Source organism: Stappia sp. ABD4_338, from assembly GCF_056312175.1.
Genome location: NZ_CM149982.1, coordinates 2,176,996 through 2,201,610, shown reverse-complemented (window position 1 = coordinate 2,201,610; position 24,615 = coordinate 2,176,996). Strand labels below are relative to the sequence as shown.

The window sequence follows — 24,615 nt, the reverse complement described above, 5'->3', positions numbered from 1 at the left end:
TGCAAAACCGTCAAACCATTTCTATAGGCTCGGCGCTGTAGTAGACCGGGATGGTCCGGACGGATCCGGGCGCAGGAGGCATGAATGAACGACGCAACCGTTGAGGCGACACAGGCGAACGCCACGGACGAGGCAGCTCAGGCGCAGGCCGCTGCCGCGCGCACGTCCGACGCGGCCGAGGCGCTGGGCGGACACCCGAGCCGTTTCATCAACCGCGAGCTGTCATGGCTGCAGTTCAACCGCCGTGTGCTGGAGGAGGCGGAAAACACTTCCCATCCAGCGCTTGAGCGGCTGCGCTTCCTGTCGATCTCGGCCAACAATCTCGACGAGTTCTTCATGGTCCGCGTCGCGGGCCTGCGCGCGCAGCTGCGCGAGGGGGTGGGAACCCGCTCCATCGACGGACTGACGCCGGCCGAGCAGCTTGAGCGCATCACCTCCGCCGTTCTCGCCCTGCAGAACGAGCAGCAGGGCGTGTGGCGCGAGATGCGCAAGATCATCTCCGGCGTCGGCGTGTCGCTGGTGGAGGAGGGGGATCTCACCTCGTCCGACCGCAAGTGGCTGGAAGACTACTTCCTCGGCCATATCTTCCCGGTTCTGACGCCGCTGGCCATCGATCCCGCGCATCCGTTCCCCTTCATTCCCAACCTCGGCTTTTCGCTGGTGCTTGAACTGGCGCCGCAAAAGGGCGGGCGCGGCATGACGGCGCTGCTGCGCATTCCCGCGCAGCTCGACCGCTTCGTGCGCCTGCCTGCCGTCGATGGTGTCGAGGGGGACCGTTTCATCACCATCGAGAACGCGCTGGGCCTGTTCATCACGCGTCTCTTCCCCGGCTACGAGATCCGTGGCCGTGGCGCCTTCCGCGTCATCCGTGATTCCGATCTGGAAATCGAGGAGGAGGCCGAGGATCTGGTGCGCCTGTTCGAGAGCGCGCTGAAGCGGCGCCGGCGCGGGTCGGTGATCCGCCTCGAGATCGAGCACTCGACCCCGGACTCCCTGCGCGAGTTCGTTGCCGACGCGCTGCATGTCGATCAGGATGAGGTGTTCATGGTCGACGGGCTGCTGGCGCTCAACAACCTGTCCCAGCTTGTCTCCGTGGATCGCGACGATCTCAAGTTCGAGCCCTATACGCCTCGATTTCCCGAGCGCATCCGCGAGCATGGCGGGGATTGCTTCGCGGCGATCCAGCAGAAGGACATCATCGTCCACCACCCCTACGAGTCCTTCGACGTGGTGGTCCAGTATCTGCGCCAGGCTGCGCAGGATCCTGACGTTGTCGCCATCAAGCAGACGCTCTACCGCACGTCCAACAACTCGCCGATCGTCAAGGCGCTGGCGGAAGCAGCGGAAGCCGGAAAGTCGGTGACCGCGCTTGTCGAGCTGAAGGCGCGTTTCGACGAGGAGGCCAACATCCGCTGGGCGCGCGACCTGGAGCGCGCGGGCGTGCAGGTCGTCTTCGGCTTCCTGGAGCTCAAGACCCACGCCAAGCTGTCGATGGTGGTGCGTCGCGAGCATGGCGAACTGCGCACCTATTGCCACATCGGAACGGGCAACTACCATCCGATCACCGCGCGCATCTACACGGACCTGTCCTATTTCACCGCCGATCCGGATCTCGCCCACGACGTGGCGAAGATCTTCAACTACATCACCGGCTACGCTGAGCCGGTGGAGTTGAACCGCATGATGGTTTCGCCGGTGACGCTGCGCCGTGACATCATGAAGATGATCGCGGCAGAGGCCGATCACGCCCGGGCCGGGCGTCCGGCGCAGATCTGGATGAAGATGAACTCGCTCGTCGATCCCCAGATCATCGACGCGCTCTACGAGGCGAGCCAGGCGGGCGTGCAGGTGGAGCTTGTCGTGCGCGGCATCTGCTGCCTGCGTCCCGGCATTCCCGGCCTGTCGGAGAATATTCGCGCCAAGTCGATCGTCGGCCGGTTCCTGGAGCACAGCCGCATCTTCTGCTTCGGCAACGGACACGGGCTTCCCTCGCCGAATTCGGTCGTCTATATCGGCTCGGCGGATCTGATGCCGCGCAACATCGACCGCCGCGTGGAGACGCTTGCTCCCTTGCGGACCGCGACGGTGCATGAGCAGGTTCTCGACCAGATCATGGTCGCGAGCCTCAAGGACAACCAGCAGAGCTGGCGGCTTCTGGCGGACGGCGGTCACGAGCGCGTTCGCCCCGGCCGCGGCGAGAAGCCGTTCAACGCACACCAGTATTTCATGACAAATCCGTCTCTCTCCGGCCGTGGCAAGTCGCTGCGCGCAAACAGTCCGAAATCGATCACGGAGCCGGCAAAGCGTGGCTGACAGGCTGCCAGATGGACTCGTGCGGGGCCGGTTGAATGGAACCGGCCCCGTCGCGGTGATCGATATCGGATCCAACTCGATCCGCCTTGTCGTCTACGAGCGCCTCGCGCGCTCGCCGACGGTTCTCTTCAATGAAAAGGTGCTCGCTGGCCTCGGGCGCGGACTAGCCGCGACCGGTCGTCTCGCCGAGGGGCCGGAGCGCACGGCACTGCAGGCGCTGGTGCGTTTTCGCCGCCTGTGCGACCAGATCGGCGTCACCGACCTTCACATCCTTGCAACCGCCGCCACGCGCGACGCCACCAACGGCTCCATCTTCATCGCCGAGGTGGAGCGCATCTGCCGGACGTCGGTGCGCGTCCTGACGGGGCGCGACGAGGCGCGGCTCGCAGCACTCGGCATCGTCTCCGGCATCTGGCGGCCGGAGGGCATCGTCGGCGATCTCGGCGGGGGCAGTCTGGAACTCGTGGAGCTCAAGCACGACGAGATCGGGCGGGGGCAGACCCTTCCTCTCGGCGGCATCCGGCTTCAGGAGGCCTCGGACGGCAAGATCGCCCGGGCGCAGAAGCTCGCGGACGACGCGCTTTCGGGTGTCGAGTGGCTGCCGATCGGATCGGACAAGACCTTCTATGCGGTTGGCGGGACCTGGCGTTCGCTGGCCCGCCTGCATCTCCACCAGAACGGCTATCCGCTGCATGTGATGCACGACTATTGCATCGAGGCGGAGGAGGCGATCGAGTTCTGCCAGCATGTGGCGCGGCGCGATCCGGACTCGCTCGACATGATCGACGTTGTTTCGCGCGCGCGCCGTCAGCTTCTTCCCTTCGGCGCGACGGTGATGGAAAAGGTCCTGCGCCGCACCAAGTCGGCCCGCGTGGTCATGTCCGCCATGGGCCTTAGGGAGGGGCTGCTCTACGATCTGATGCCGGAGGACACCCGCCGGCTCGATCCGCTGGTCGCCGCCGCGCGCGAGCTCTCCATCCTGCGCGCGCGCTCACCCGACTACGGCGAGGAACTTATCGCCTGGACGGATCGCATCTTCCCCGCCGTCGGCATCGACGAGACCGAATACGAACGCCGCCTGCGTGCCGCCGGCTGCCTGCTGTCGGATATCGGCTGGCGCGCGCATCCCGACTATCGCGGTGAACAGAGCCTCAACATCATCTCGAACGCCGGTTTCGTGGGCATTGACCATCCGGGGCGGGCCTATCTGGCGCTTTCGGTGTTCTACCGCCATCAGGGACTGGTGGAGGACGCATTGGGACCCCGCATCCGCGAGCTCGCCCATACGCGTCTCAAGGAGCGCGCCCGGCTGCTCGGTGGGGCATTGCGCCTTGCCTCGGTGCTCAGCGCTTCCGTTGCCGGCATCCTGCCGCGCATCGGCGTCGAGGTTCAGGACGGGGGAATGACCATCGTTCTGCCGGACGAGCTTGCCGCCCTCGAGGGGGAACGGCTCGCCAAGCGCGCCAACCAGTTCGGTCGTCTCCTCGGCCTCAAGGCCAGGATCTCCGCGCGCCCCTGATCCGTCGGCAGCGGGCCGTCCGGGCCGTTCCGGCGAAAACCTGCGCAAGGGTCTCCGGCCCAGGGATATCCGAAAGAGAAAAGGCGCGAGGGGCGGAAGCCCGACGCGCCTTTTTCGGATCGGTGGCAGCGTGGCGGCGGATCAGCCCGGCACGCTCGCCGCCCGGGAGCGGCTGCGCTTCTTGCGCCCGCCCTCGGAGGAGGGCTTGACCAGCAGCGGTGCGTCCTGCTCCACGGCGATGACCCTCCGGCCGTTGAAGGCCAGTGCCATCTCGCCGCGCTTGAGCTTCAGCGCCGCTTCCCCGAAGAGCTCCCGGCGCCAGCCGCTCAGGGCGGCCACATCGGCCTCCTCGTCGCTGGCCGCGATCTTCTCCAGGTCCTCGACCGTCGCGATAACCTTCGCGGCGACGCCGTTGGCCTCGCTGACAAGCTTCAGAAGAACCTTCAGCAGGTCGACGGCCGCCGCCGAGCCGTCCGGCGCCGAGCGCCCCTTGGGCACCTCGGGGAGCTTGTCCTTCGGAATCGCGAGCGCGCGCTTCACCGCGCCCAGGATTTCCTCCGCGGCCCGCGAGCGTTCGAAGCCGCGCGGCATGGTGCGAAGGGCGGCGAGGGCCTGCTGGCTCGTCGGCTGCTGTGCGGCGATCTCGTAGATGGCGTCGTCCTTGACGATGCGGTTGCGCGGCACGTCGCGGGTGTGCGCCTCGCGCTCGCGCCAGGCCGCGACCTCCTGCAGCACCGCAAGCTCGATGGGCTTGCGCACCCTCAGCTTCAGCCGCTTCCAGGCGTTTTCCGGGTCGGTGCGATAGGTGTTCTCGGAGGTGAGCACCTCCATCTCGTCGCCGACCCAGTGGCTGCGTCCCTGTTCGGCCAGATTGGCCTTCAGGAAGTGGTAGACGTCGCGCAGATGCGTGACGTCGGCCAGCGCGTAGGCCAGCTGCTTGTCGGTGAGCGGCCGGCGCGTCCAGTCGGTGAAGCGCGACGACTTGTCGATGCGCTCCCCCGTCACCCGGTGCACGAGCTGGTCGTAGGAGATCGAGTCGCCGAAGCCGCAGACCATCGCCGCGACCTGGGTATCGAACAGCGGGTGCGGAATGAGCCCGCCGCGATGATAGATGATCTCGATGTCCTGCCGGGCGGCGTGAAACACCTTCACGACGCTTTCATCGCGCATCAGCTCGAAAAAGGGCTCCAGATCGAGATCGTCGGCGAGCGCGTCGACGATCACGGCCTCTTCCATGCTCGCGATCTGGATCACGCAGAGCTTGGGCCAGAAAGTCGTTTCGCGGAGGAACTCCGTGTCGACCGCGACAAAATCATGAGTGGCGAGCCGCCGACACACGTCGGCGAGGTCCTTGGTGCTTGTGATAATATTCATGGTAATCGCGACGTATATCTCATGCTTGCCCGCTTGTCGCCACGAAACCGCCGATCTCCGTCGGATCGTTCGAGGCCCGTCCGGCGGGCCCGTTCCGGTCGTCACACGGGGCGGGCGAGGCGGCGGTGCCGGGCGCGCGTCCCGCGCCGACCTTGACTTTGTCGCCCTGCCATGGCTTGTGCACGGCGCGTTGCCGGGCTCTCTCCGGCGCGTCCCCGCGCGGTTCCCATCCCGTCCGCGCGTCTTTTCACGACCTGGCACTCGAGGACGTCATGCATCGCTATCGCAGCCACACATGCGGAGAACTGCGCGAAACCCACGTGGGTGAAACCGCGCGCCTGTCCGGCTGGGTTCACCGCGTGCGAGATCACGGCGGCCTCCTGTTCATCGACCTGCGCGATCACTACGGCATGACCCAGTGCGTGGTCGACCCCGATTCGCCCGCCTTCAAGCTGGCAGAGAGCGTGCGCGCCGAATGGTGCATCCGCATCGACGGCGAGGTGAAGAAGCGCACCGACGAGACCATCAACGACACGCTGCCGACCGGGCACATCGAGCTCTTCATTCGCGAGCTGGAGATCCTGGGCTCGGCGCGCGAGCTGCCGCTGCCGGTCTTCAACGAGCCGGAGTATCCGGAAGACATCCGTCTGACCTACCGCTTCCTCGACCTGCGTCGCGAGACGCTGCACGAGAACATCATGACGCGCACGCGCATCATCTCCTCGATGCGCCGCCGCATGGGCGAGGAAGGCTTCACGGAGTTCCAGACGCCGATCCTGACGGCCTCCTCGCCGGAGGGCGCGCGCGACTTCCTGGTGCCCTCGCGCCTTCATCCGGGCAAGTTCTACGCGCTGCCGCAGGCGCCCCAGCAGTTCAAGCAGCTGCTGATGATGTCGGGCTTCGACCGCTACTTCCAGATCGCGCCGTGTTTCCGCGACGAGGATCCGCGCGCCGACCGGCTGCCGGGCGAGTTCTACCAGCTCGACCTGGAGATGAGCTTCGTCGAGCAGGATGACGTCTTCAGCACGATGGAACCTGTCATGCGCGGCGTGTTCGAGGAGTTCGCCAAGGGCAAGCCCGTCACCGACGTCTTCCCGCGCATTCCCTATGCGGAGGCGATCCGCAAGTACGGCTCCGACAAGCCGGACCTGCGCAACCCGATCGAGATGCAGGACGTCAGCGAGCATTTCGCCGGCTCCGGCTTCAAGATCTTCGCGCGCATGCTCGAGGACGAGAAGAACGCCGTCTGGGCGGTGCCCGCTCCCACGGGCGGCAGCCGCGCCTTCTGCGACCGGATGAACTCCTGGGCGCAGGGCGAGGGCCAGCCGGGGCTTGGCTACATCTTCTGGCGTGAAGGCGAAGTTTGGGTGCAGCGTAAAGTAACACAGATGTCTCAGAGCGAGCTTACTTCTGCTATAGCATCTGGAGACGTTGTTGCTGATCACGCAGAGCCCATCGATCGACCTGCAGGGCCAGACGGATGGGAGAAGCGAAAGATCTTCGAGGCAGCAGGTCCGCTTGCCAAGAACATCGGCCCGGAGCGCACCGAGGCGATCCGCACACAGCTCGGCCTCAAGGCCGGCGACGCGGCCTTCTTCGTCGCGGGCGATCCGAAGAAGTTCTCCGACTTCGCCGGCAAGGCGCGCACGCGCGTCGGCGAGGAGCTGGAGCTGATCGACCGCGACCGCTTCGCGCTCGCATGGATCGTCGACTTCCCGTTCTACGAATGGGACGAGGACGAGAAGAAGGTCGAGTTCGCGCACAACCCCTTCTCCATGCCCCAGGGCGGCCTCGACGCGCTGGCGACCATGGACCCGCTCGACATCAAGGCGTTCCAGTACGATCTGGTCTGCAACGGCTACGAGATCGCGTCGGGCTCCATTCGTAACCAGTCGCCGGACCTCATGGTCGCCGCCTTCGAGAAGGTCGGTCTCACCAAGGCGGACGTGGAAGAGCGCTTCGGCGGTCTCTACCGCGCCTTCCAGTACGGTGCCCCGCCCCATGGCGGCATGGCCGCCGGCGTCGACCGCATTGTGATGCTCCTCGTGGGCGCGAAGAACGTGCGCGACGTCAGCCTGTTCCCGATGAACCAGCAGGCGCAGGACCTTCTGATGGGCGCTCCCTCGGACGTCTATCCGAAGCAGTTGCGCGAGCTGCACATCCGGCTCAACCTGCCCGAGAAGGGCTGATCCGCGGATCCGCTCCGCTGCGGAGTGACACGTCTTGCGCAAGCGTCTGGAAGCCTGGCTCTTTGCCGATGCGGACGGAGCGCCCGCGCTCATCCGCCGTCTGGTGAGAGAGAACGCGCGGGCCTTCGCGCCGCTCTACGCGCTCGCTTTCGTGTGCATGGGCCTCGTCGCCGCCACGACGGGGGCGAGTGCCTGGGTCCTCAAGGACGTCATCAACGAGATCTTCGTCGCGCGCGACGGGGCGATGGTGATCGCCATCGCCGTCTTCGTGCTCGTGGTGTTCCTGGTCAAGGGGGCGGCCTCCTACGGCCAACTCGTCATTCTGGGGCGCATTGGCAACGCCATCGTCGCCCAGATCCAGAGACGTCTGTTCAACGCCATCACGAGCCAGGACGTCGCCTTTTTCGAAAGCTCCGGCATCGGTGATCTCGGCACGCGCCTGTCGCACAACGCCAATGCCGCGCGTGCCGCTCTCGACCTCGTCGTCACCGCCCTTGGACGCGACCTTCTCTCGGTGATCGCCCTCGTCGGCGTCATGGTGATCCAGGACCCGCTGATGAGCGTCATCGCCCTGGTGATCGCTCCGCCTGCGATCATCGTCGTGAGCAAGCTCGTGCGCCGGGTCCGCCGTGTGGCGAAGTCGCAGTTCGTTTCGCTCTCGCGTATCCTGTCGATCTCCCAGGAGACGATTTCCGGCATCCGCATCGTCAAGGCCTTCGCCGTGGAGCAGCGCCTGCGCTACGAGATGGGCCAGGCGGTGGCCGATGTCGAGACGCAGGCGAACAAGATCACCCGCCTGTCGGCCCGCACCTCGCCGGTGATGGAGACGCTCGGCGGCATGGCCATCGCCCTGGTGATCCTCTACGGCGGCTATTCCGTCATCGAGCTTGGCAGCGATCCGGGCTCGTTCGTCTCCTTCATCGCGGCACTTCTGCTCGCCTATGATCCGGCCCGGCGGCTGGCGCGTCTCAACGTCAACCTGTCGGCCCATCTCGTCGGCGTGCGGCTCATGTACGAGGTGCTCGACCGGGAGACGGGCGAGCGCGACACGGCGCCCGACGCGCCGCTGCGGCTTGACGAGGGACGGGTGACCTTCGACGACGTCGTCTTCCGGTATGGCGAGGCGCCGGCGCTCGACCATCTCGCGTTCGAGGCGCGTCCGGGCGAGGTGACGGCGCTCGTCGGACCGTCGGGCGCGGGCAAGTCCACCGTTTTCGCCATGCTGGAGCGTTTCCACGATCCGCTCGCCGGTCGGGTGCTGATCGACGGGACCGATATTCGCGAGGCCGGCCTCCAGTCGCTGCGCGCGCAGATCGCGCTCGTCTCGCAGGACACGTTCCTCTTCGACCTGAGCGTGCGCGACAACATCGCCATCGGCCGTCCGGGCGCGAGCGAGGACGACATCCGCCAGGCCGCGCGCGAGGCCAATGCGGAGGAGTTCATCCTCGGTCTCGACGGCGGATACGATGCCAGCGTCGGCGAGGGCGGTGGCAGGCTCTCCGGCGGTCAGCGCCAGCGCGTGGCCATCGCCCGCGCGATCCTGCGCGATGCGCCGATCCTCCTGCTGGACGAGGCAACCTCCGCGCTCGATTCCGAGAGCGAGGCCAAGATCCAGGAAGCGCTTTCGCGGCTGATGAAGGGGCGCACCACGCTCGTGATCGCCCATCGCCTCGCCACCGTGCGCGAGGCCGACCAGATCGTGGTTATGGACAAGGGACGCGTTGTCGAGCGCGGCACCCATGCGGCGCTTGTCGCCGAAGGCGGTCTCTACAAGCGCCTTTGCGACCTGCAGTTCAACGACAAGAACGCCTCCTAACAGGTTCCCCCGACTCGTGAATCGGTTTGTGAAGTCACGTTTCTTCCGTGGCAGGCCATGGGCGCGCGCGCGTCTCCGCTCGCCGTGCGGTGACCGGACGCAAAAAAGCCCCGCCCGGAAAACCGGACGGGGCATCTTGCAGGCGTTCCCGTGGTGGAACGCGGATCAGTTGTTGGCGCTGATTGCCGCGCCCAGCAGGTCCGGGATGCCGCCGGGCGAGGTGGCCGCCAGGCCGAGGATCTGGGTCACCGGCACCGGAGCGTTCGGCGAAAGCTCGACCACCAGTTCGTCGGGCGAGGCGAGGAAGGCACGCACGGCCCCTTCCGCGTCCTTGGCGAACGGGGTGCCGGCGAGCGGCCCCATGCCGGCGGCGGCCTGGTCGGCCAGCGCGTTGGAAAGGGTCTCGGCGGAGATGCCGGCCTTTTCCGCCTCGCCCTCGATGTAGGCGGAGACGAGCTTCGCGTCCTTCACCTCAAGACGGGCGCTGATCAGCGTCGCGGTGGCGAGCGCGGCCTGCGCGTTCTCCGGGTTTTCGAACACGAGACGCGGGATGCCGCCGACCTCGGCGGTGAAGGTTGCCGAGCCGCCACCGTCGATGGACATGGTCATCGGGTCGACGGAAAGCTTCAGCGTGTCCGGGTCCCAGCGGATCGAAAGCTCGTCCGCATAGGCGACCTGGGTCAGGCCGAGGCGCTCGAGGAGCTTGCGCGCGTTCCGGTCGTCAACCAGTTCGACCGGCATCTGAGCGCCCACGGTCTTCATCGCGATGGAGGTCGGGATCGGGTCGATGAAGCCGTCCATCGACAGCGAATAGCTGTCGAGCTTGATCGGGCCGGGCAGGTCGTCGGACGCAACGTCCAGTCCCTTCATCTCCATGCCGGAGAGCATCGGCACCACGGCGAGGATCTCCTGGATGTTCGGCTTGCCGGTCTTGGTGGCAAGGGCAATGTCGATGTAGTTGGCCAGCGGCGGGAGCGTCAGTCCGTCGAGGGTGAAGGAGTCGAGCTTCACCGTCGTGTTGTCCTCCTTGACGGCGACGTCGACACCGGTCAGTTCACCGTGCCCGAGACCCCGGTAGGACGCGTCGTCCACGGCGATGCGGTCGATCGTGCCGTTGCCGAAGTCGGAGGTGACGGCGATCGTGTCCATCGCCATGGAGGCAACGGTAAACCCGTCGAGAATGTCCAGCGCCTTGCGGCCGAGGTTGACCAGCGAGGCCTCGTCCTTGGGCAGGGTGCCGAGCATGGCCTGATCGCCGATGGCGAGCGCGTCCACCGGCTCCACGTCCGTGTCGAGGGTCACGCCGCTTGCCGTCGTGCTGGCGATGGTGAGCTGGCCGAACTTGGCCGAGATCTTCATGTCGTCCGAGGACAGGCTCTCGATGATCGTGTCGTTCGCGGCGGTGCCGGCGGGGACGATCTTCAGCACTTCGTACAGCGGCCGGATATCGGTTCCCTTCACCACATAGGCGCCGGTTTCCTGCTTGATCTCAAGCTTCTCGGCATCCGCGCCGTCGGACAGCGGGAACGACTGTACCGAGGTCATTCGGCCGATGCTCTGCTCCTCGATCCGACCGTTGCCAAAGCCTTTGTAGCTGATGTCCTCGTAGCGGTCGTTCTGCGTGCTGCCCTGGTTTTCGACCTGCATCTCGATCAGGCGCGCGGAACTCTCGTCGATGCGCACGTCGAGGAATGCCAGCAGCATCGGCTTGAAGCGTGACACGGGGTGTTCGGCATCCTCGGCAAGCTCGAGCCGGGGCTGGAAAATGCCGGTGACCACCGCGTCATACTGGGTAATGACCGCGTCGAACGACTTGCGCTCGCCATCCTCGGTCACGCCGCCCGACAGGCTCACCGTCATTGCGCCGGGGTACTCGATCTTGTCGAAGGAATAGCCCTTGTCGTCGATCTTTGCTCCGTACAGGCGAACTTCCGGGGCCTCGAGGCGGATGTCGAGGTCGATGTCGGCGTCGCCGAGCTTGAAGGCGAGGTCCCAGCCGAGCTTTCCGTCGCGCATGACGGCGTCGTTCGGTGCGGTCTCGTTGACCTCGCCGTACTCGCCACTCGAGGCGCCCCATGCCTTGGCGGTCTCGAGGAAGCTGTCGAGCGCCTTGACGGCATCATTGGCGTGGGCCGGGGCGGTGAGGGGGCCTGCAAGAATGGCGAGGCTGGCGGTCAGGGCCAGCAGTCGGCGACGCTGCGTGGAGCGTTCCTTCGTCGCGCACGTATTGCGGGAAAGGACAGGCATGGCTTTCATTTACGGATCTCCGAGGCTTCCGTGCGAGCCGTCCGGGGCCACAAGGGGCGTGGCGGTGCCGGCGGCCGCTACGGGTGCGGTCTGGGTATGAAGGTGGACGCACCGGCAGGGTGGCAAAGGGCTGCCGTGCCGGTGCGGACGTTCGTGACGGTTTACTGGTCGGCCTTCGGCTCATTGGCCGCGATGGTGACGTTCAGGATGTCCGGAAGCATCTGCGGCGCCATCATCGCGGTGCCCATCACCTGCGCCAGCGGCAGCGGGTTGGCGGGCGACGCGACGGCGGACAGCGACTTCGGCTCGTTCAGGAACGTGGTGCCCGCAGCGGCGACCTTGGTCTGGAAGTCGGCGTTGTTGAGCACCGAGAGCATCATCGGCAGCGCGCCGGAAAGCTGGGCGACGAAATCGGCGCGGCTCATGCCGGAGGACTTGGCCTGGCTGTCGAGCAGCCGGTCGACGAGTGAGGCGTTGTCGATCCGCAGCGTCATGCGCTCCAGCGTGAGACCCTGCATGAGTGCCATGGCCTGCTGGGGATCCTCCTGCGACTGGTCGAGCTTTTCGACCACCTCGCGGGTGAGGCCGCCGAGCACGAGGCTGGCGTCGATGGTCGCCGACGTGTCGCCGCCCATGGTCAGGCGTGTCACGTCGAGTCGTCCGCTTGCCGGATCCCAGTCGCCCGAGAAGCCGGCTGACAGCGTCAGCTCCTCGTAGCCGAGTTCGGCGAGGGTTTTCTTTTCGTCGTCATCGAGCATGTCCTGGGAGATGCGGATGCCCTCCAGGTCGACGGACCCGGAGGTCGGCAGGTCGCCGTCCATGCGGTCGATGCGCGCCACGACGCGCTCGACCGGAATGCGACCCTGGTCGCCGGCGTCGATGAGGATGTCGGACAGCTCGGCGCGCGAGTAGCCCGGCGCCACCGTTCCGGCGGCCGCCTTGCCGACGCTCGCCGCCGAGGGAAGCACCGGGTCGGCGATGGTGATCGTCTCGACGGTGATGGCGATGTCGTCGCCCTTGTCCTTGCCGTCGACGCGCACCTGCGTCATGGCAAGCGCGCCGGCGCTCAGCCCGCCGTCGTCGGCGAGCTGGCCGCCGGTGATCGCGGTCGAGGCGATCGAGAGCTTCGCGGCGTCGTCGCCTTCGTTGATGGTGGTGGCCAGGCCGGTGATGGTGACCGTGTCGCCGCTTTCGGCGACGCTGTCATAGCCGGTAACCGTGGCGTTGCCCGCTTCCATGATCTCCATGAACCGGTCGGCGATGTCGTTGCCGCTCGCCTCGAAGGCGAGCGCCGCGACAGGGAGCACGAGCGGAACGGCGAGCGCCATGGCAAGGGCGGAACGGGAAGTGAGGTGATTCATCCAGTCGTCTCCGAGAATCGGTGTTTTCAAGTCCGCTCCCTGCCTGCGGGCCAGCGATACCTTGCGTCAATTGGCGGGCAAGGACAACCCGCCAGCCCCGGCGGGCCCCGGCCCCACGCCCGCGACAGGGGCACGCTGGCGGTCGAGCGTGACTAAACCGTGACGGACATTGCCTTTTCCGGCCATTGTCCCATGGCCTTTGCCACATCCTCGTCCCGCGGCATGCTCGCCTCGTTGCCGAGGTGCTGGATGGCGTGCGCGGAGGCGGCGCGGGCAAAGCGGAAATGCTCCTCCCAGCCGGCGTCCGGGGCGGCGAGGTGATGATGCACATAGGCACCGTGAAACACGTCGCCGGCGCCGTTCGTATCCACAACCTTTTCCGCCGGAACGTCGAGGGCGGGCATGTGCCGCAGGGCGCCGTCGCCCTCGTACCAGTGCATCCCCTTCTCGCCGAGCGTCACCGCGCCGACGTGACACCCCTTTGCGCGCAGGTACTCCAGCGTTTCGCCGACGCCGAGCCCGAGTTGCTCGCAAAAGCGCGCGGAGACCACCGCCACGTCGATGAGGGGCAGGAGCTCCTCGGTGTTGGCGCGCACCGCGCCGCCGTCGAGGGAGGTCAGGATGCCGGCTTCCCGGCAGGCCCTGGCGTAATGCAGCGCCGCGTCGGGCATGTGCCCGTCGAGATGCAGCGCCCGGCAGCCTTCCAGGTTGAGCGGCTGGAAGGGATGCAGGTAGGCGTCGTCGCGGCAGCGCACGATGGCGCGCTTTCCGTCCTTCGGCATGATGAAGGAGAGGGAGGATTCGTGAACCTTCCGCCCGTGGATCGGGATGCCGTATTTGGCGGCCATGTCCAGGAACATGCGCGCCAGCCAGTCGTCGGCGAGCGAACACATGATTTCCGGTTTCGATCCGAGCCGCGCGGCCGCGAAGCCGGCCGTCACCGCGTTTCCGCCGAAGCTCACCGCATAGTCGCGCGCGATGGTCTTCTCGTCGCTGGTCGGCAGTTCGTCCGTGAGAAACGTGATGTCGATATAGGCCTGGCCGATGAACAATGCCTGCATGGCGGATCCTTCTGAAATCGAGGCGGGCGGGCGGAGGTCGGCATCGTCGCGTTGATGTGCCAAGCGTCCGGAATTCTTGCGCTTTCGTTTTCCCCGTTCAGGGGTCATTTACCAAAGCCTGTGCATATTGGGATCATCGGTCAATCTCGGAAACGCGCGTGTCCAGACGCTATGCACTCTTCTTCAGGACGTTGCTGATCGCAATTGCGGTGGCGATCGCGCCCCTCGTGGTGGCCAACTACATCCTGAGCAACTACGCCGAACGGCAGGCGGAAGACGAGATGCGCGCCATCGCGGAGCGCTACGTCCTGCGCGCCGAGAAGGCCATCGGCGACGCCGTTTCCGCGCTTCAGCAACTGCATCAGGGCGGGTTCGTCACCTGCGCGGCCATGGACCGGGCGGCCTTTCATTCGGCGCTGCTCGGCGCGCCCTTCGTGCAGATGATCGGCGTTGTGGATGCCAACGGCGTTCTCATGTGCAACGTCCCCGACGAGGCGACGAGCGGCAAGCCGGTGCTGCCCATGCTCCAGTCCGATTCGCCGCTTGTGGGAATCGGCATGCGCGACAAGATCTACGAGGGCACCCGTGTCGCCCTCGTGAGCTGGCGTATCGGGAACGGTCAGCGCCTGCTGGCCGAGATTTCGCCGGTGGCGATTTCCATCGACCCGGGCCCGGAGTACCTGCGCCCCTATCGCCACGTGGACCTGCGCCTTGGCGACGGTGTCGTCTGGCTGCGATCGGGCGAGAGCAACAGCCTCGATGCCACGGCCGCCGAGCGTCAGCTCGTGGTCGGCGTCGCATCGGCCAAATATCCCATGTCTGCCGACGTGACCGTGCCGGCATTCGCGGCCGAGATGCTGGTTCGCGATCTCAAGGTGGTCGCGGCGATTGCCAGCGTCGGCGTCGCGATCCTTCTCGTCGCCGTCGGCGTGTGGTTCTCCTGGCGCCCCGAGAGCGAGGCGGAGGACGATTTCGTCCAGGCCATCCGCAAGAGCGAGTTCGTCCCCTTCTACCAGCCGGTCATGGACATCGAGACCGGGCGGCTGCGCGGCTGCGAGGTGCTGATGCGCTGGCAGAGGCCGGACGGGACCATCATCTCGCCGGGCGCCTTCATGACCTTCGCGGAGACCTCGGGCCATGTGTTCGAGATGACGCGTCAGATCATGCGCAAGACCTGCGAGGAGGTTGGCGACCTCTACTACCGCAATCCGGATTTCAAGCTGTCGATCAACCTTTTCGCCGGCCACTTCGAGGACCGGCGCATCATCGACGACATTCAGGAAATCTACGGCGGGTCGAAGATCGCCTTCCAGCAGATCGTCATGGAAGTGACCGAGCGCCAGCCGCTCGCCAACATGGAAACCGCGCGCAAGATCATCGCCGAGATGCAGGCGCTCGGGGTGCGCGTCGCGCTCGACGACGTGGGCACCGGCCACGGCGGTTTCGCCTACCTGCAGAAGCTGGGCATCGACATCATCAAGATCGACAAGATGTTCATCGACAGCCTGGGCACCGACGACAACTCCACCACCATCGTCGACACGATGGTCGAACTGGCCGACAATCTGGGTATGGGCATCATCGCCGAGGGCGTGGAGCACATGGAGCAGATCGAGCGCCTTCGCGAACTGGGTGTCTCCGCCGCCCAGGGCTACATCTTCTCGCCGCCGCTGCCGGCGAAGCTCTTCATCGACCTGGCCGAGGCGCTGTCCGCCAGCGGCGGCGCGATGCCGGGCGAGGAAAACAGCCCGCTCGCCATGGTGGCCGGCGCCGCCTGAGGCGGTCCGCACGCGAACATCCTGGCCCGAAGCTCTCTACCCCGTCTCTTGTTCACGGGCCGCGTAAGCGGCCTTTTGCCCTGTCCTGCCTTCGGATAAGGTGGCGCCGGTTTTCGGCCCCTTGGCCGACTTTCACGAACGATGAGGGCGAATGTGAGCGACAGGGCGGCGAACGGCTCGGTGCGAGGAAAGCGTGCCGCGTGGCGTGGACATCTGGCGCTTGCGCTTGCCGGACTTGTCCTTGCCGGCTGCCAGAGCACCGGGCAGACCGGCGGACAGGCAACGGCGCGTTCGGCCTCGCGGACGGCGGATGCCGCCGTCACGCGGGAGTCGCTTGCCCCGCTTCCCGGGACGGGGCTCTCCTATGCCTCCGCGACGCAGACGCCGGTGCGTTCCGATCCGGGCACGGCGGTTGCCAGGGCGCATTCGGCCATCGTCATCGACGCCGCCTCGGGACGTGTCCTGCACGAGGAGGCCGCCGACGGGCTGCGCTATCCCGCATCGCTTACCAAGATGATGACGCTCTACCTGCTCTTCGACGCGCTCGACAGGGGCGAGGTGAGCATGGACACGCCCATCCCGGTAAGTGCCCATGCCGCGCGCCAGCCGCCGGCGAAGATCGGGCTCGTCGCCGGGGGCGACCTCACCGTGCGCCAGGCCGTCAGCGCCCTGGCGGTCAAGTCGGCGAACGATGTCGCGGTTGCGGTCGCGGAGAAACTCGGCGGCTCCGAAAGCGCGTTTGCCGCGCGCATGACCGCCAAGGCGCGTGCGCTCGGCATGACGCGTACCAGCTTCGTGAACGCGTCAGGCCTGCCCGACGCGCGCCAGGTCACGACCGCGCGCGACATGGCGATCCTCGCCCGCGCGCTCAAGACCCGTCATGCCCGCCAGGCGCGCTTCTTCACGGCGCGCTCCTTTACCTACAAGGGGCGCACCTTCGAGGCGACGAACAACCTGCTCGGCCGCGTTCCCGGCGTGGACGGGCTGAAGACCGGCTACATCAGCCTGTCCGGCTACAATCTCGCGGCCTCGGCCCATCGGGGAGGGCGGCGCATCATCGCGGTGGTCATCGGCGGCAAGAGCGAGAGCTCGCGCGACAAGGAAGTCGAAAACCTCATCGCATCCTACCTTTGAGTTCGTTTTCGCGATCGCCGACCTGCGGTGTGAGAAGACGCCCTTTGCTGCGATGCGTCATGGAAACTACGGAGATATGGCAGTTTTGATGGCGTGTAGGAGCGAAATTCTCTAGGGAAGATTGCTTAAGATGCGAGATATCTAAAATTTTCGCGATTGTTTTTTCTGTCCCTTGAAAGGGACTCACCTACGTTGTCCCTCTTTGACGGAGGTGCGATGTGACGAATCCGACCCGCCATGACTGGTCCGACAGTGCGCTGCTGCGGCACATCGTGAGTTCCGTGCACCATGGCATCACCGTCATGGATGCACAGCATACCTTCGTGCTGCTGAACGAGACCGCGCGCCGGCTTTTCGAGCTTCCCGACAGCTTCGTGGAAGGTGAGGCCACGCTGGCCGATCTCGTTCGTCTCAATGCGGAGCGTGGCGAATACGGCGACGGGGACGTCGAGGAGATCATCGCGGATCGCTACCGGATTGCCAGTGGATGCGAGCCGCATGAGCTGGAGCGGATCCGCCACGACGGCACGGTTATCCGAATCCAGGGAACGCCGCTTCCCGACGGCGGTTTCGTGACGATCTGCACCGATGTGACCGACCTTTACCACCGGGAGCAGGCGGTGCGCCGGGAGAACGACCTTCTCGAGACGCGTCTGGAGGAGCGGACCCGTGAGATCGAGTGCGGGCGCAATCTGCTCGTGACCGCGATCGACGCGGTGCGCGACGGTCTGGTGATCACGGATCCGCTCAGCCGGGTGATGTTCGTCAACCGGGCCATGGGCGGGATCTACGAGGACACGCGGACCCCGGTCACCGAGGGGGCTGACCTCCTTGAGTTCCTTCGCGAGCGCGAGGGGCGCCATCTGGTCGAGGACCTTCTCGAACTGGAGGGCGATGGCGCGCTCGAGCACAAGATGTCGACGGGCAAGTGGTTCCGCGTCAGTTGCCGCCCGGCGGGCGACATCGGCCACATCTACAAGTTCACCGACATTTCCGAGTTCAAGGCCCAGACGGCGAAGCTCCGCCGCCATGCGGACGAACTGGTGCGCATGTTGCGCCAGGAGGTTCAGCTCAACGAGATGCAGCGCGAATTCGTTTCCATGGCCTCGCACGAGTTCCGCACGCCGCTGGCGATCATCGACAGCGCCGCGCAGCGTATCCTGCGCCGGGCGGACCGCATCGAGCCGGAGCAACTTGTCGAGCGCATCGGCAACGTGCGCGATGCCGTCGAGCGGATGCAGTATCTCATCAACCGCTTCCTGAATGCCTCCCAGTCCGAGACGGGGCATCTGGAGCTCGACCTGCACCGGGCCCCCTTGCGGGAGATGGTCGAGACGCTCGTTTCCCGCCAGTCGCGGATCACGCCTGAGCGGCAGATCACTCTCGATCTCGGGGATCTGGACGAGGACGCGATGATCGACCGGAAGCTGCTCGAGCAGAGCCTCATGAACGTTCTGTCCAACGCGCTGAAATACTCGCCCGATGGCGAAAGGGTCGAGGTCGCCTGCAGGGTCGAGGAAAAGTGCAACGTCATCCAGGTCACCGATCACGGCGTCGGTATTCCGAAGGATGAGATCGGCAAGATCTTCAACCGCTATTTCCGCGCCTCCACCTCCAGCGGCATTGCCGGCACCGGCATCGGCCTCAACATGACCGACATGATCGTGCGCAAGCACAGAGGGCGGGTCGAGGTGACCAGCACGATCGGGGAGGGGACAAGCGTCGAGATCCGCCTGCCACGGCTTCTTGAGGAGCTGGAGACGATGGTGGGCACCAATGACAACCGCGCGGAAGGAGGGCTGGCATCATGACCCAGAAACCACGCATCATGTGCATCGAGGACGAGCGGCTCCTTCTGGCCGACCTCGTCGAGGAACTGAAGGACTTTGGCTACAACACGATTGCGGCCAACAATGGCGTGGAGGCGCTGGAGATCCTCAAGAGCGAAACGCCGGACCTGATCCTGTGCGACCTGATGATGCCGCGCATGGACGGCCGCGCGGTCCTGCAGCGCGTGCGCGCCGACTTTCCCCGCCTGAAGCGCACGCCATTCATTTTCCTGACCGCGCTCGCCACACGCGACGACGTGATCGCGGGCAAGCGGCTCGGGGCCGACGACTATCTCACCAAGCCGATCGACTACGACCTTCTGTTCGCCACCGTGGAGTCGCGGCTGTCGCAGGTCGCGCGCATCGACGGCGTCTACAAGTCCCAGCTCCTGAAGATCCAGGAGGCGATCCTGAAGAAGTCCAGCGTCAAGGGGCCGCTCCGGATCGCCATTGTCTCGGGTCCGGCGAAGGTGACCGTGCCGATCAAGTCCGCGCTTGAGGAGCTTGGCTGCGAGGTCAATCTCGTGGCGGAAGACGCATTGGTCAGGAAGGAGGTTTCGCTCGATCACGACGATCTCGTTTTCCTGAACTATTCCAAGGTCGTGCACTACTTCCTGAAATATATCGTGAAGGAGGAGAAGAAGAGCACGCTGAAGGCCAAGCTCATCATGCTCTCACCGCCCAATCTCTCGGTGGAGCAGAAGGACGGTCTCGCCGAGACCGGCGTCGACGGGTTCATCGAGTATCCCTACCGGCCCGTCGAGGTGTTCAAGCAGGTCATGGAGCGGCTTCAGCCGCAATGACACGACGCACCGGTGGCAGGAGGTCGGCGTACCGTGGGCAGGCGGGCGCACCGGCTCCTGGGGCCTCCTGTCGCCGGTCAGGCCTTCTCGCAGTTGTAGATATGTCGGTACTCGCGGGACATCTCCAATAAACTCCCCATTCCGGGATGAAGGAATGCGTGGCCGATCTGACGCTGGAGAACCGTCTGCTCGAAAAAGCATCATTGCGGATGGGGACGACGACGCATGAGGTATGCCGCATCCGAGAAGCTGGAGATCATCCGGCTCGTCGAGCAATCGCACCTTCGTGGGTAGAAGCGGCTGAATCACAGACCATTCCGCACAATTCAGCAGAAATGAGTCGGTGCGCGATACGCATTCGCTGGTCCATCTATTCTGCCGGGCAATTAAGAGGCCACGGCGGAGGAGCCGGCCCACGTTGATGCGCCCGCAGTTCCAACGCTTTCGGCCCAATGCTGGAGAGAATCAATTCTAGTAGACATTCCCGCTATTTCTTTTGCTTCCTGAGGAAGACTAGGGTGAGTACCGAAAGGCACAACGGCCCCAATACAGTGGCAAGCGAAACAGGGTTAAATTTGAGCAATATATCCAAATTCTGAAATGTCATAATAAGATGAAATGAGGCTATGATCGCGCAATTGGCCATGATTGCGAGTCGGGAACGAAATAATGTCCCGATCGCAAGCAGAAGAAGAAGGGTAAGAGGAAAGATACCAGCGAATGGTATTGCTCGTAGAAAAAATATGGAAAAGAACGCACTGCTTATCGCAGCTGAAGCGTGCGTAAGATGAATTTTGCCCCATGTCATTTTTCTAACTTTCTCCCAGCGTGCGAGGCTATAATATTATTCATTTCCGATACTTCTTTTGCTTCCTGAGAAAGACTAAGGTGAGTACTGAAAGGCACAATGGCCCCATTGTAACTGCAATCGGAATAAAGCTAGAATTGAGAAATCTATCCAAGTTCTGTAATATTATAAGAAGATGAAATGAGGCTATGATCGCGCAATTGGTGATGATTGCGAGTCGGGAACGAAATAATGTCCCGATCGCAAGCAGAAGAAGAAGGGTAAGAGGAAATATTTCGGCGTGGGGTGTTGAGCGTAGAAAGAATATGGATAAGAACGCACAGCTTATCGTAGCTAAAGCGTGCAATAGATGAGTTGCGCCCCATGTCATGTTTCAAATTTGCTCCCAGCGTGCGAGGTTATTGATTGCTGTCCCTTATATTTCGCGGAATGAATACGGTAATATTTCATGCGCGCGACAGTATTTTACTTTATGAATTTTTGGACGTAAGCGTCTGATGGTGAATTTTTATTATGCTATTGGCAGGTTCGGGATTATATGAGTGTATTTATCCTCTGATATTGCCCTCTTTCTAGACCGCCGTTCAAGGTCAATTTTGCTTTTTGCTGGCGTCGCGGACTTCCATTTTTGCAGGGTTCGTCAAGGCTGGGAGAACCTATTATTTGCGTTTGTTTGCGCGAGACATCGAAACGGAGCGCCCCATCGTTCGGGATCGCCCGGGGACGCCGTGCTGGCGGTTTTCACTCACATTTCTGCGCTCCAACGAAGGTCGGATGAGTATTAACAGTACATTGCCGACTTGTCTGGATTGCGCAACCCCAGCGTGTTCCTTTCTTGGAGAAGCGGGAGATGTATCGTTTTTTGAAGAGGACTTACCACCGGGTTTTTCCTTCAGCTCAACACGGGGGGAGACCGGGTCCGGTGCCTGCGACACGAAAAGGGGGAGCCTTGGCTCCCCCTCGCAAGATCTTGATGACACGGGTCAGGCGGCCTGTTCCTTGCCTCCCGTCTCCGCCATCCTGGTGACGGCGGCGAAGTCGAGCTTGCCCGAGCCGAGCACGGGTACCTTCTTCACATGACGCACCTCGGCCGGAACCATCAGGTCCTGCGTGCCGGTTGAGCGGGCGTGGGTGAGGAAGTCCGCACGGGTTGCGGCCGGGCACTCGGTGAGCAGCACCAGCTTCTCGCCCTTGCGTTCGTCCGCCAGTGCCGCCACCGCCGAGAGATGCTCCGGCCACAGGCGGCCGGCGATCTCCTCCACGGCCGCCAGCGACACCATTTCGCCGCCGATCTTGGCGAACCGCTTCGCCCGGCCCTTGATGGAGAGAAAGCCCTCCTCGTCGATCTCGACGATGTCGCCGGTGTCGTGCCAGCCGGCCTCGGGAGGACGAATGACGCCGGGCTCGTCGGCAAGCAGATAGCCCGTCATCACGTTCGGCCCCGCCACATGCAGCCGTCCGCCGGTCTCCACGCCCGGGACCTTTTCCAGGTGTGCCTTCATGCCCGGCAGGAGTTTTCCGACCGTTCCGGCCTTGTTGTACATCGGCGTGTTGATGGCGATGACGGGCGCGGTTTCCGTCACGCCGTAACCTTCCAGGATGCGCACGCCGAAGCGTTCCATATAGGCGTGGCGAGTGGACGGCTTCACCGGTTCCGCACCCGCGAAACAGTAGCGCAGGGAGCGGAAATCGTAGGCATGGGCCATGCGTGCGTAGCCGTTCAGGAAGGTGTCCGTGCCGAACAGGATGGTCGCGTTGGACGCATAGATCAGCTCCGGCACGATGCGGTAGTGCAGCGGCGACGGGTAGAGATAGATCGGTACGCCGGAGACGAGCGGCAGGATGGTGCCGGCGGTCAGGCCGAACGAGTGGAACATCGGCAGCACGTTGAAAAGCTTGTCGCTCGGCGTGAAGTCGATGCGCGCGGCCGCCTGGGCGGCATTTGCCAGGATGTTGCGGTGGCTCAGCGCCACGCCCTTCGGCTGCCCCTCCGAGCCCGAGGTGAACATGATCGCGGCGACGTCTCTCGCGGCGCGGGTCACGAGCGGACGGGTGCGGGCAAGCCGCCCGGCGATCTTGTCCGCCAGGCCGATCTCCTGGCGCACGTCCTCCAGCCAGACGAACCTGACGGAGCGGCCGACCTCCTCGACCAGCGCGTCGAGCTTGGCCTGGGTGACGAAGGCACGCGAGGTCAGCACGGTCGAGACCTTCGCCGTGTTGCAGGCGGAGAGGACGTTCCGCGCGCCGGCGGTGAAGTTGATCATGGCCGGAATCTTGCCGGCGGACATGAGCGCCAGCATGGTGACCACCGCGCCGTTGGCGTTGGGAAGCATGAGGCCGACGGTGTCCTCCCCCTCGAGCATTCCCGACAGCTTGCGCGAAAGGACGGACGTTCCGGTCAGCAGGGTGCCGTAGGAGAGGGAGCCGGAAACCGGATCCTCTATCGCGGTCTTCGTCATGCCGCGCTCGCGCGCCGCGTCGATGACCCGCTCGACCACCGTCTTGTTCTCGTGAAGGCCGGTGGAGAACATCAGGTCGGACATGATGGCGTAGAGCGCGGTGCCGGCCGCCGCGCGGCGCTTGCGGCCCTTCAGTTCGCCGTCGATGGCGAGGCGTTTCGGCTCCATGATCGTCACCGTCACCTTCGGAAACAGCCGTTTGCGGATCTGGCTCGGGCTCAGGTAGGAGAACGGCGTCTTCTCGAACCCGTCGATGCGCACGGGCACGATCATCGCGCCGGTCTTGTCGGCCACCATCGCCGCGCCGTCATAGACCTTCATCAGGCCGCCCGTGACCGTGATCCGGCCTTCGGGGAAGATCGCCATGGGTTCGCCGGCGTTGACCACCTTGATCAGCGAGCGGGTCGCCATCGGCCTGGTCGGGTTGACCGGCAGCGCGTTGACGAGCTTCAGGAACGGCTTGATCCAAGGCTTGCGCGCGACGTGGTAGTCGATGGCGAAGGTGGGCTTGCGGTCGGTCAGGGTCAGCGCCATCGCCGCGTCGAGATAGCTCACGTGGTTGAGCGCGAGAATGGGGGCCTCGCCGGCCTTCTCCAGGTTTTCCAGTCCCTTCACCTCCATGCGGAAGAACGCCCGGTAGATGATTGAGACGAGATCGCGGAAAGGCGAGGTCGGCAGCATCTTGAACATCGCCACGGCGGCGATGGCGTTGAGTGCCGCGAGAACCGTCATGATCGCGGGAACGCCGGCGCCGAGATTCTGCGCGGTTGCAAGGGCGATGCCGGAGACTACCATGGCGCCGGCGCCGAGCGCGTTGGCGCCCGCGATGGTGCGCGCGCGATGGTCGGCGGCCGCCCAGGTCTGCAGCGCGGTGAAGGTGGGGACCACCAGCAGCGCGCCGGCGATGGCGAGGCCCGCCATGTCGAGCGTCAGGCGCGTCAGGCCCGGCTGCGCCAGGAAATCGGCCAGCGCCAGCGGGGTTTCGGCACCGGAGAACCCGGCAAGCGCGAAGCGGATGTCGAGACCGAAGAGGGCCACGAGCGCCGTGCCCAGCACCGCGGGCAGCAGCACGACGCGCCCGGCGCAGAACCACGCGGCGATGGCGGAGCCGATGCCGATGGAGACCGCGAAGACGGCGAGGAAATAGGTGACGGCCGTTTCGCCGCCGCCCAGCAGGTCCTTCACCATGACCGGCAGCAGCGCCACCACCACCGAGGCCGTGACCCAGAACCACGCGCTCATCAGCGCGACACGGAACAGGCGGCGATCGCGGGCGAGATCGGCGAGAACCGACCACGTCGATCGCAGGATGTTGGCGTCGACCCTGAGGTCGGGCGCGGCCGCCCTGGTCGCGGGGATGGCGCGGCTGACCAGCCAGCAACCGACGGCGAGCGCCATCATGACCGGCGCGAAGACGAGTGTCGCGGCCTCGCCCGCGAAGAGCAGGCCCGAGGCGATCGTGCCGCCGAGAATGGAGACGAACGTGCCCGCCTCGATCCAGGCGTTGGCGCGCGGCAGTTCGTCCATCTCCAGGTGATGCGGCAGGATGCCGTATTTCACCGGGCTGAAGAGGGCGGACACGACGCCGAAGATGAACAGCGCGGCAAAGAGCACCGGCACGGAGGAAAGCGCCATGCCGGTGACCGCGACCGCCGCGCCGGCGATCTCGACAAGCTTCAGCCGCCTTGCGACCAGCGACATGTCGAACCGGTCCGCGATCTGTCCCCCGGCGGCGGACAGCAGCAGGAAGGGGGCGATGAAGACCGCGCCGGCCAGCGAGACGAGCGCCGCGGAATCGTCGGCGACGCGGAACAGGATCAGGAAGACGAGGGCGTTCTTGAGGAAGTTGTCGTTGAACGCCGACAGGAACTGGGTCCAGAACAGCGGCGCGAACCGCCGGGATTTCATCAGGGGCTTGGTCATG

Annotated in this window: 13 protein-coding genes and 1 pseudogene; 9 read left to right on the top strand and 5 right to left on the bottom strand. The window is 64.9% G+C overall.

Annotated elements, in window-relative coordinates; genetic code table 11:
- Positions 1-84 precede the first annotated feature (84 nt).
- Both ACYX4S_RS10055 and ACYX4S_RS10050 read left to right on the top strand, forming a co-directional pair.
- The gene (locus tag ACYX4S_RS10055; protein WP_476360051.1) at positions 85-2,313 is read left to right on the top strand and encodes an RNA degradosome polyphosphate kinase; all 2,229 of its coding nucleotides are present in this window, start codon (positions 85-87) and stop codon (positions 2,311-2,313) included.
- Complete coding sequence (locus ACYX4S_RS10050; RefSeq protein ID WP_476360050.1) at positions 2,306-3,832, top strand: Ppx/GppA phosphatase family protein; 1,527 nt, start codon at positions 2,306-2,308, stop codon at positions 3,830-3,832. Before ACYX4S_RS10055 ends, ACYX4S_RS10050 begins: the two co-directional genes overlap by 8 nt.
- Before the next feature lie 141 nt (positions 3,833-3,973).
- On the opposite strand, the gene rnd is transcribed toward ACYX4S_RS10050, so the two are convergent.
- Positions 3,974-5,206 carry a ribonuclease D gene (gene rnd / locus ACYX4S_RS10045; protein ID WP_476360049.1) on the bottom strand — a complete coding sequence of 411 codons (1,233 nt, stop codon included), beginning with the start codon at positions 5,204-5,206 and terminating at the stop codon, positions 3,974-3,976.
- A gap of 272 nt (positions 5,207-5,478) precedes the next feature.
- Here rnd and aspS point away from each other — a divergent pair, with 272 nt between their 5' ends.
- Together aspS and ACYX4S_RS10035 are read left to right on the top strand one after the other, a co-directional pair.
- Complete coding sequence (gene aspS / locus ACYX4S_RS10040; RefSeq protein WP_476360048.1) at positions 5,479-7,395, top strand: aspartate--tRNA ligase; 1,917 nt, start codon at positions 5,479-5,481, stop codon at positions 7,393-7,395.
- A gap of 34 nt (positions 7,396-7,429) precedes the next feature.
- Positions 7,430-9,211, top strand: a complete 1,782-nt coding sequence (locus ACYX4S_RS10035) for an ABC transporter ATP-binding protein (RefSeq protein ID WP_476362794.1) — start codon at positions 7,430-7,432, stop codon at positions 9,209-9,211.
- Positions 9,212-9,376: 165 nt separating this feature from the next.
- Here ACYX4S_RS10035 and ACYX4S_RS10030 read toward each other — a convergent pair whose 3' ends face one another.
- The 3 genes from ACYX4S_RS10030 to ACYX4S_RS10020 all read right to left on the bottom strand — a co-directional run bounded on the left by ACYX4S_RS10030 (position 9,377) and on the right by ACYX4S_RS10020 (position 13,880).
- Positions 9,377-11,467, bottom strand: a complete 2,091-nt coding sequence (locus tag ACYX4S_RS10030) for a hypothetical protein (protein WP_476362793.1) — start codon at positions 11,465-11,467, stop codon at positions 9,377-9,379.
- 152 nt (positions 11,468-11,619) lie between these two features.
- The gene (locus tag ACYX4S_RS10025) at positions 11,620-12,819 is read right to left on the bottom strand and encodes a hypothetical protein (protein ID WP_476362792.1); all 1,200 of its coding nucleotides are present in this window, start codon (positions 12,817-12,819) and stop codon (positions 11,620-11,622) included.
- A 152-nt stretch (positions 12,820-12,971) separates the two neighbouring features.
- On the bottom strand, positions 12,972-13,880 hold the full coding sequence (locus tag ACYX4S_RS10020; protein WP_476362791.1) for a sugar kinase: 909 nt from the start codon (positions 13,878-13,880) through the stop codon (positions 12,972-12,974).
- Between the two features lie 158 nt (positions 13,881-14,038).
- On the opposite strand from ACYX4S_RS10020, the gene ACYX4S_RS10015 reads away from it, so the two are divergent.
- From ACYX4S_RS10015 to ACYX4S_RS09995, 5 genes and pseudogenes are all read left to right on the top strand, one after another.
- Positions 14,039-15,658, top strand: coding sequence for an EAL domain-containing protein (locus tag ACYX4S_RS10015; RefSeq protein ID WP_293720523.1), 1,620 nt, complete (start codon positions 14,039-14,041; stop codon positions 15,656-15,658).
- A gap of 153 nt (positions 15,659-15,811) precedes the next feature.
- Complete coding sequence (locus ACYX4S_RS10010) at positions 15,812-16,792, top strand: D-alanyl-D-alanine carboxypeptidase family protein (RefSeq protein WP_476362790.1); 981 nt, start codon at positions 15,812-15,814, stop codon at positions 16,790-16,792.
- A 218-nt stretch (positions 16,793-17,010) separates the two neighbouring features.
- Positions 17,011-18,603, top strand: coding sequence for a sensor histidine kinase (locus ACYX4S_RS10005; protein ID WP_476362789.1), 1,593 nt, complete (start codon positions 17,011-17,013; stop codon positions 18,601-18,603).
- Entirely contained in the window at positions 18,600-19,424 is an 825-nt protein-coding gene (locus ACYX4S_RS10000; protein ID WP_476362788.1) for a response regulator, read from the top strand. The genes ACYX4S_RS10005 and ACYX4S_RS10000 overlap by 4 nt, the downstream gene beginning before the upstream one ends.
- 146 nt (positions 19,425-19,570) lie before the next feature.
- A pseudogene (locus ACYX4S_RS09995) lies at positions 19,571-19,709 on the top strand (IS3 family transposase); the annotation flags it as partial.
- A 1,506-nt stretch (positions 19,710-21,215) separates the two neighbouring features.
- Here ACYX4S_RS09995 and ACYX4S_RS09990 read toward each other — a convergent pair.
- Positions 21,216-24,614, bottom strand: a complete 3,399-nt coding sequence (locus ACYX4S_RS09990) for an acyl-[ACP]--phospholipid O-acyltransferase (protein WP_476362787.1) — start codon at positions 24,612-24,614, stop codon at positions 21,216-21,218.
- Between the last annotated feature and the right edge of the window lies 1 nt (position 24,615).

Bases quoted from the DNA above. Each gene is read 5' to 3' on its own strand.
- ACYX4S_RS10025 (WP_476362792.1), bottom strand. From the start codon at position 12,819: ATGAATCACCTCACTTCCCGTTCCGCCCTTGCCATGGCGCTCGCCGTT.
- ACYX4S_RS10000 (WP_476362788.1), top strand. From the start codon at position 18,600: ATGACCCAGAAACCACGCATCATGTGCATCGAGGACGAGCGGCTCCTT.
- ACYX4S_RS10030 (WP_476362793.1), bottom strand. From the start codon at position 11,467: ATGAAAGCCATGCCTGTCCTTTCCCGCAATACGTGCGCGACGAAGGAA.
- ACYX4S_RS10055 (WP_476360051.1), top strand. From the start codon at position 85: ATGAACGACGCAACCGTTGAGGCGACACAGGCGAACGCCACGGACGAG.
- rnd (WP_476360049.1), bottom strand. From the start codon at position 5,206: ATGAATATTATCACAAGCACCAAGGACCTCGCCGACGTGTGTCGGCGG.
- ACYX4S_RS10020 (WP_476362791.1), bottom strand. From the start codon at position 13,880: ATGCAGGCATTGTTCATCGGCCAGGCCTATATCGACATCACGTTTCTC.
- ACYX4S_RS09990 (WP_476362787.1), bottom strand. From the start codon at position 24,614: ATGACCAAGCCCCTGATGAAATCCCGGCGGTTCGCGCCGCTGTTCTGG.
- aspS (WP_476360048.1), top strand. From the start codon at position 5,479: ATGCATCGCTATCGCAGCCACACATGCGGAGAACTGCGCGAAACCCAC.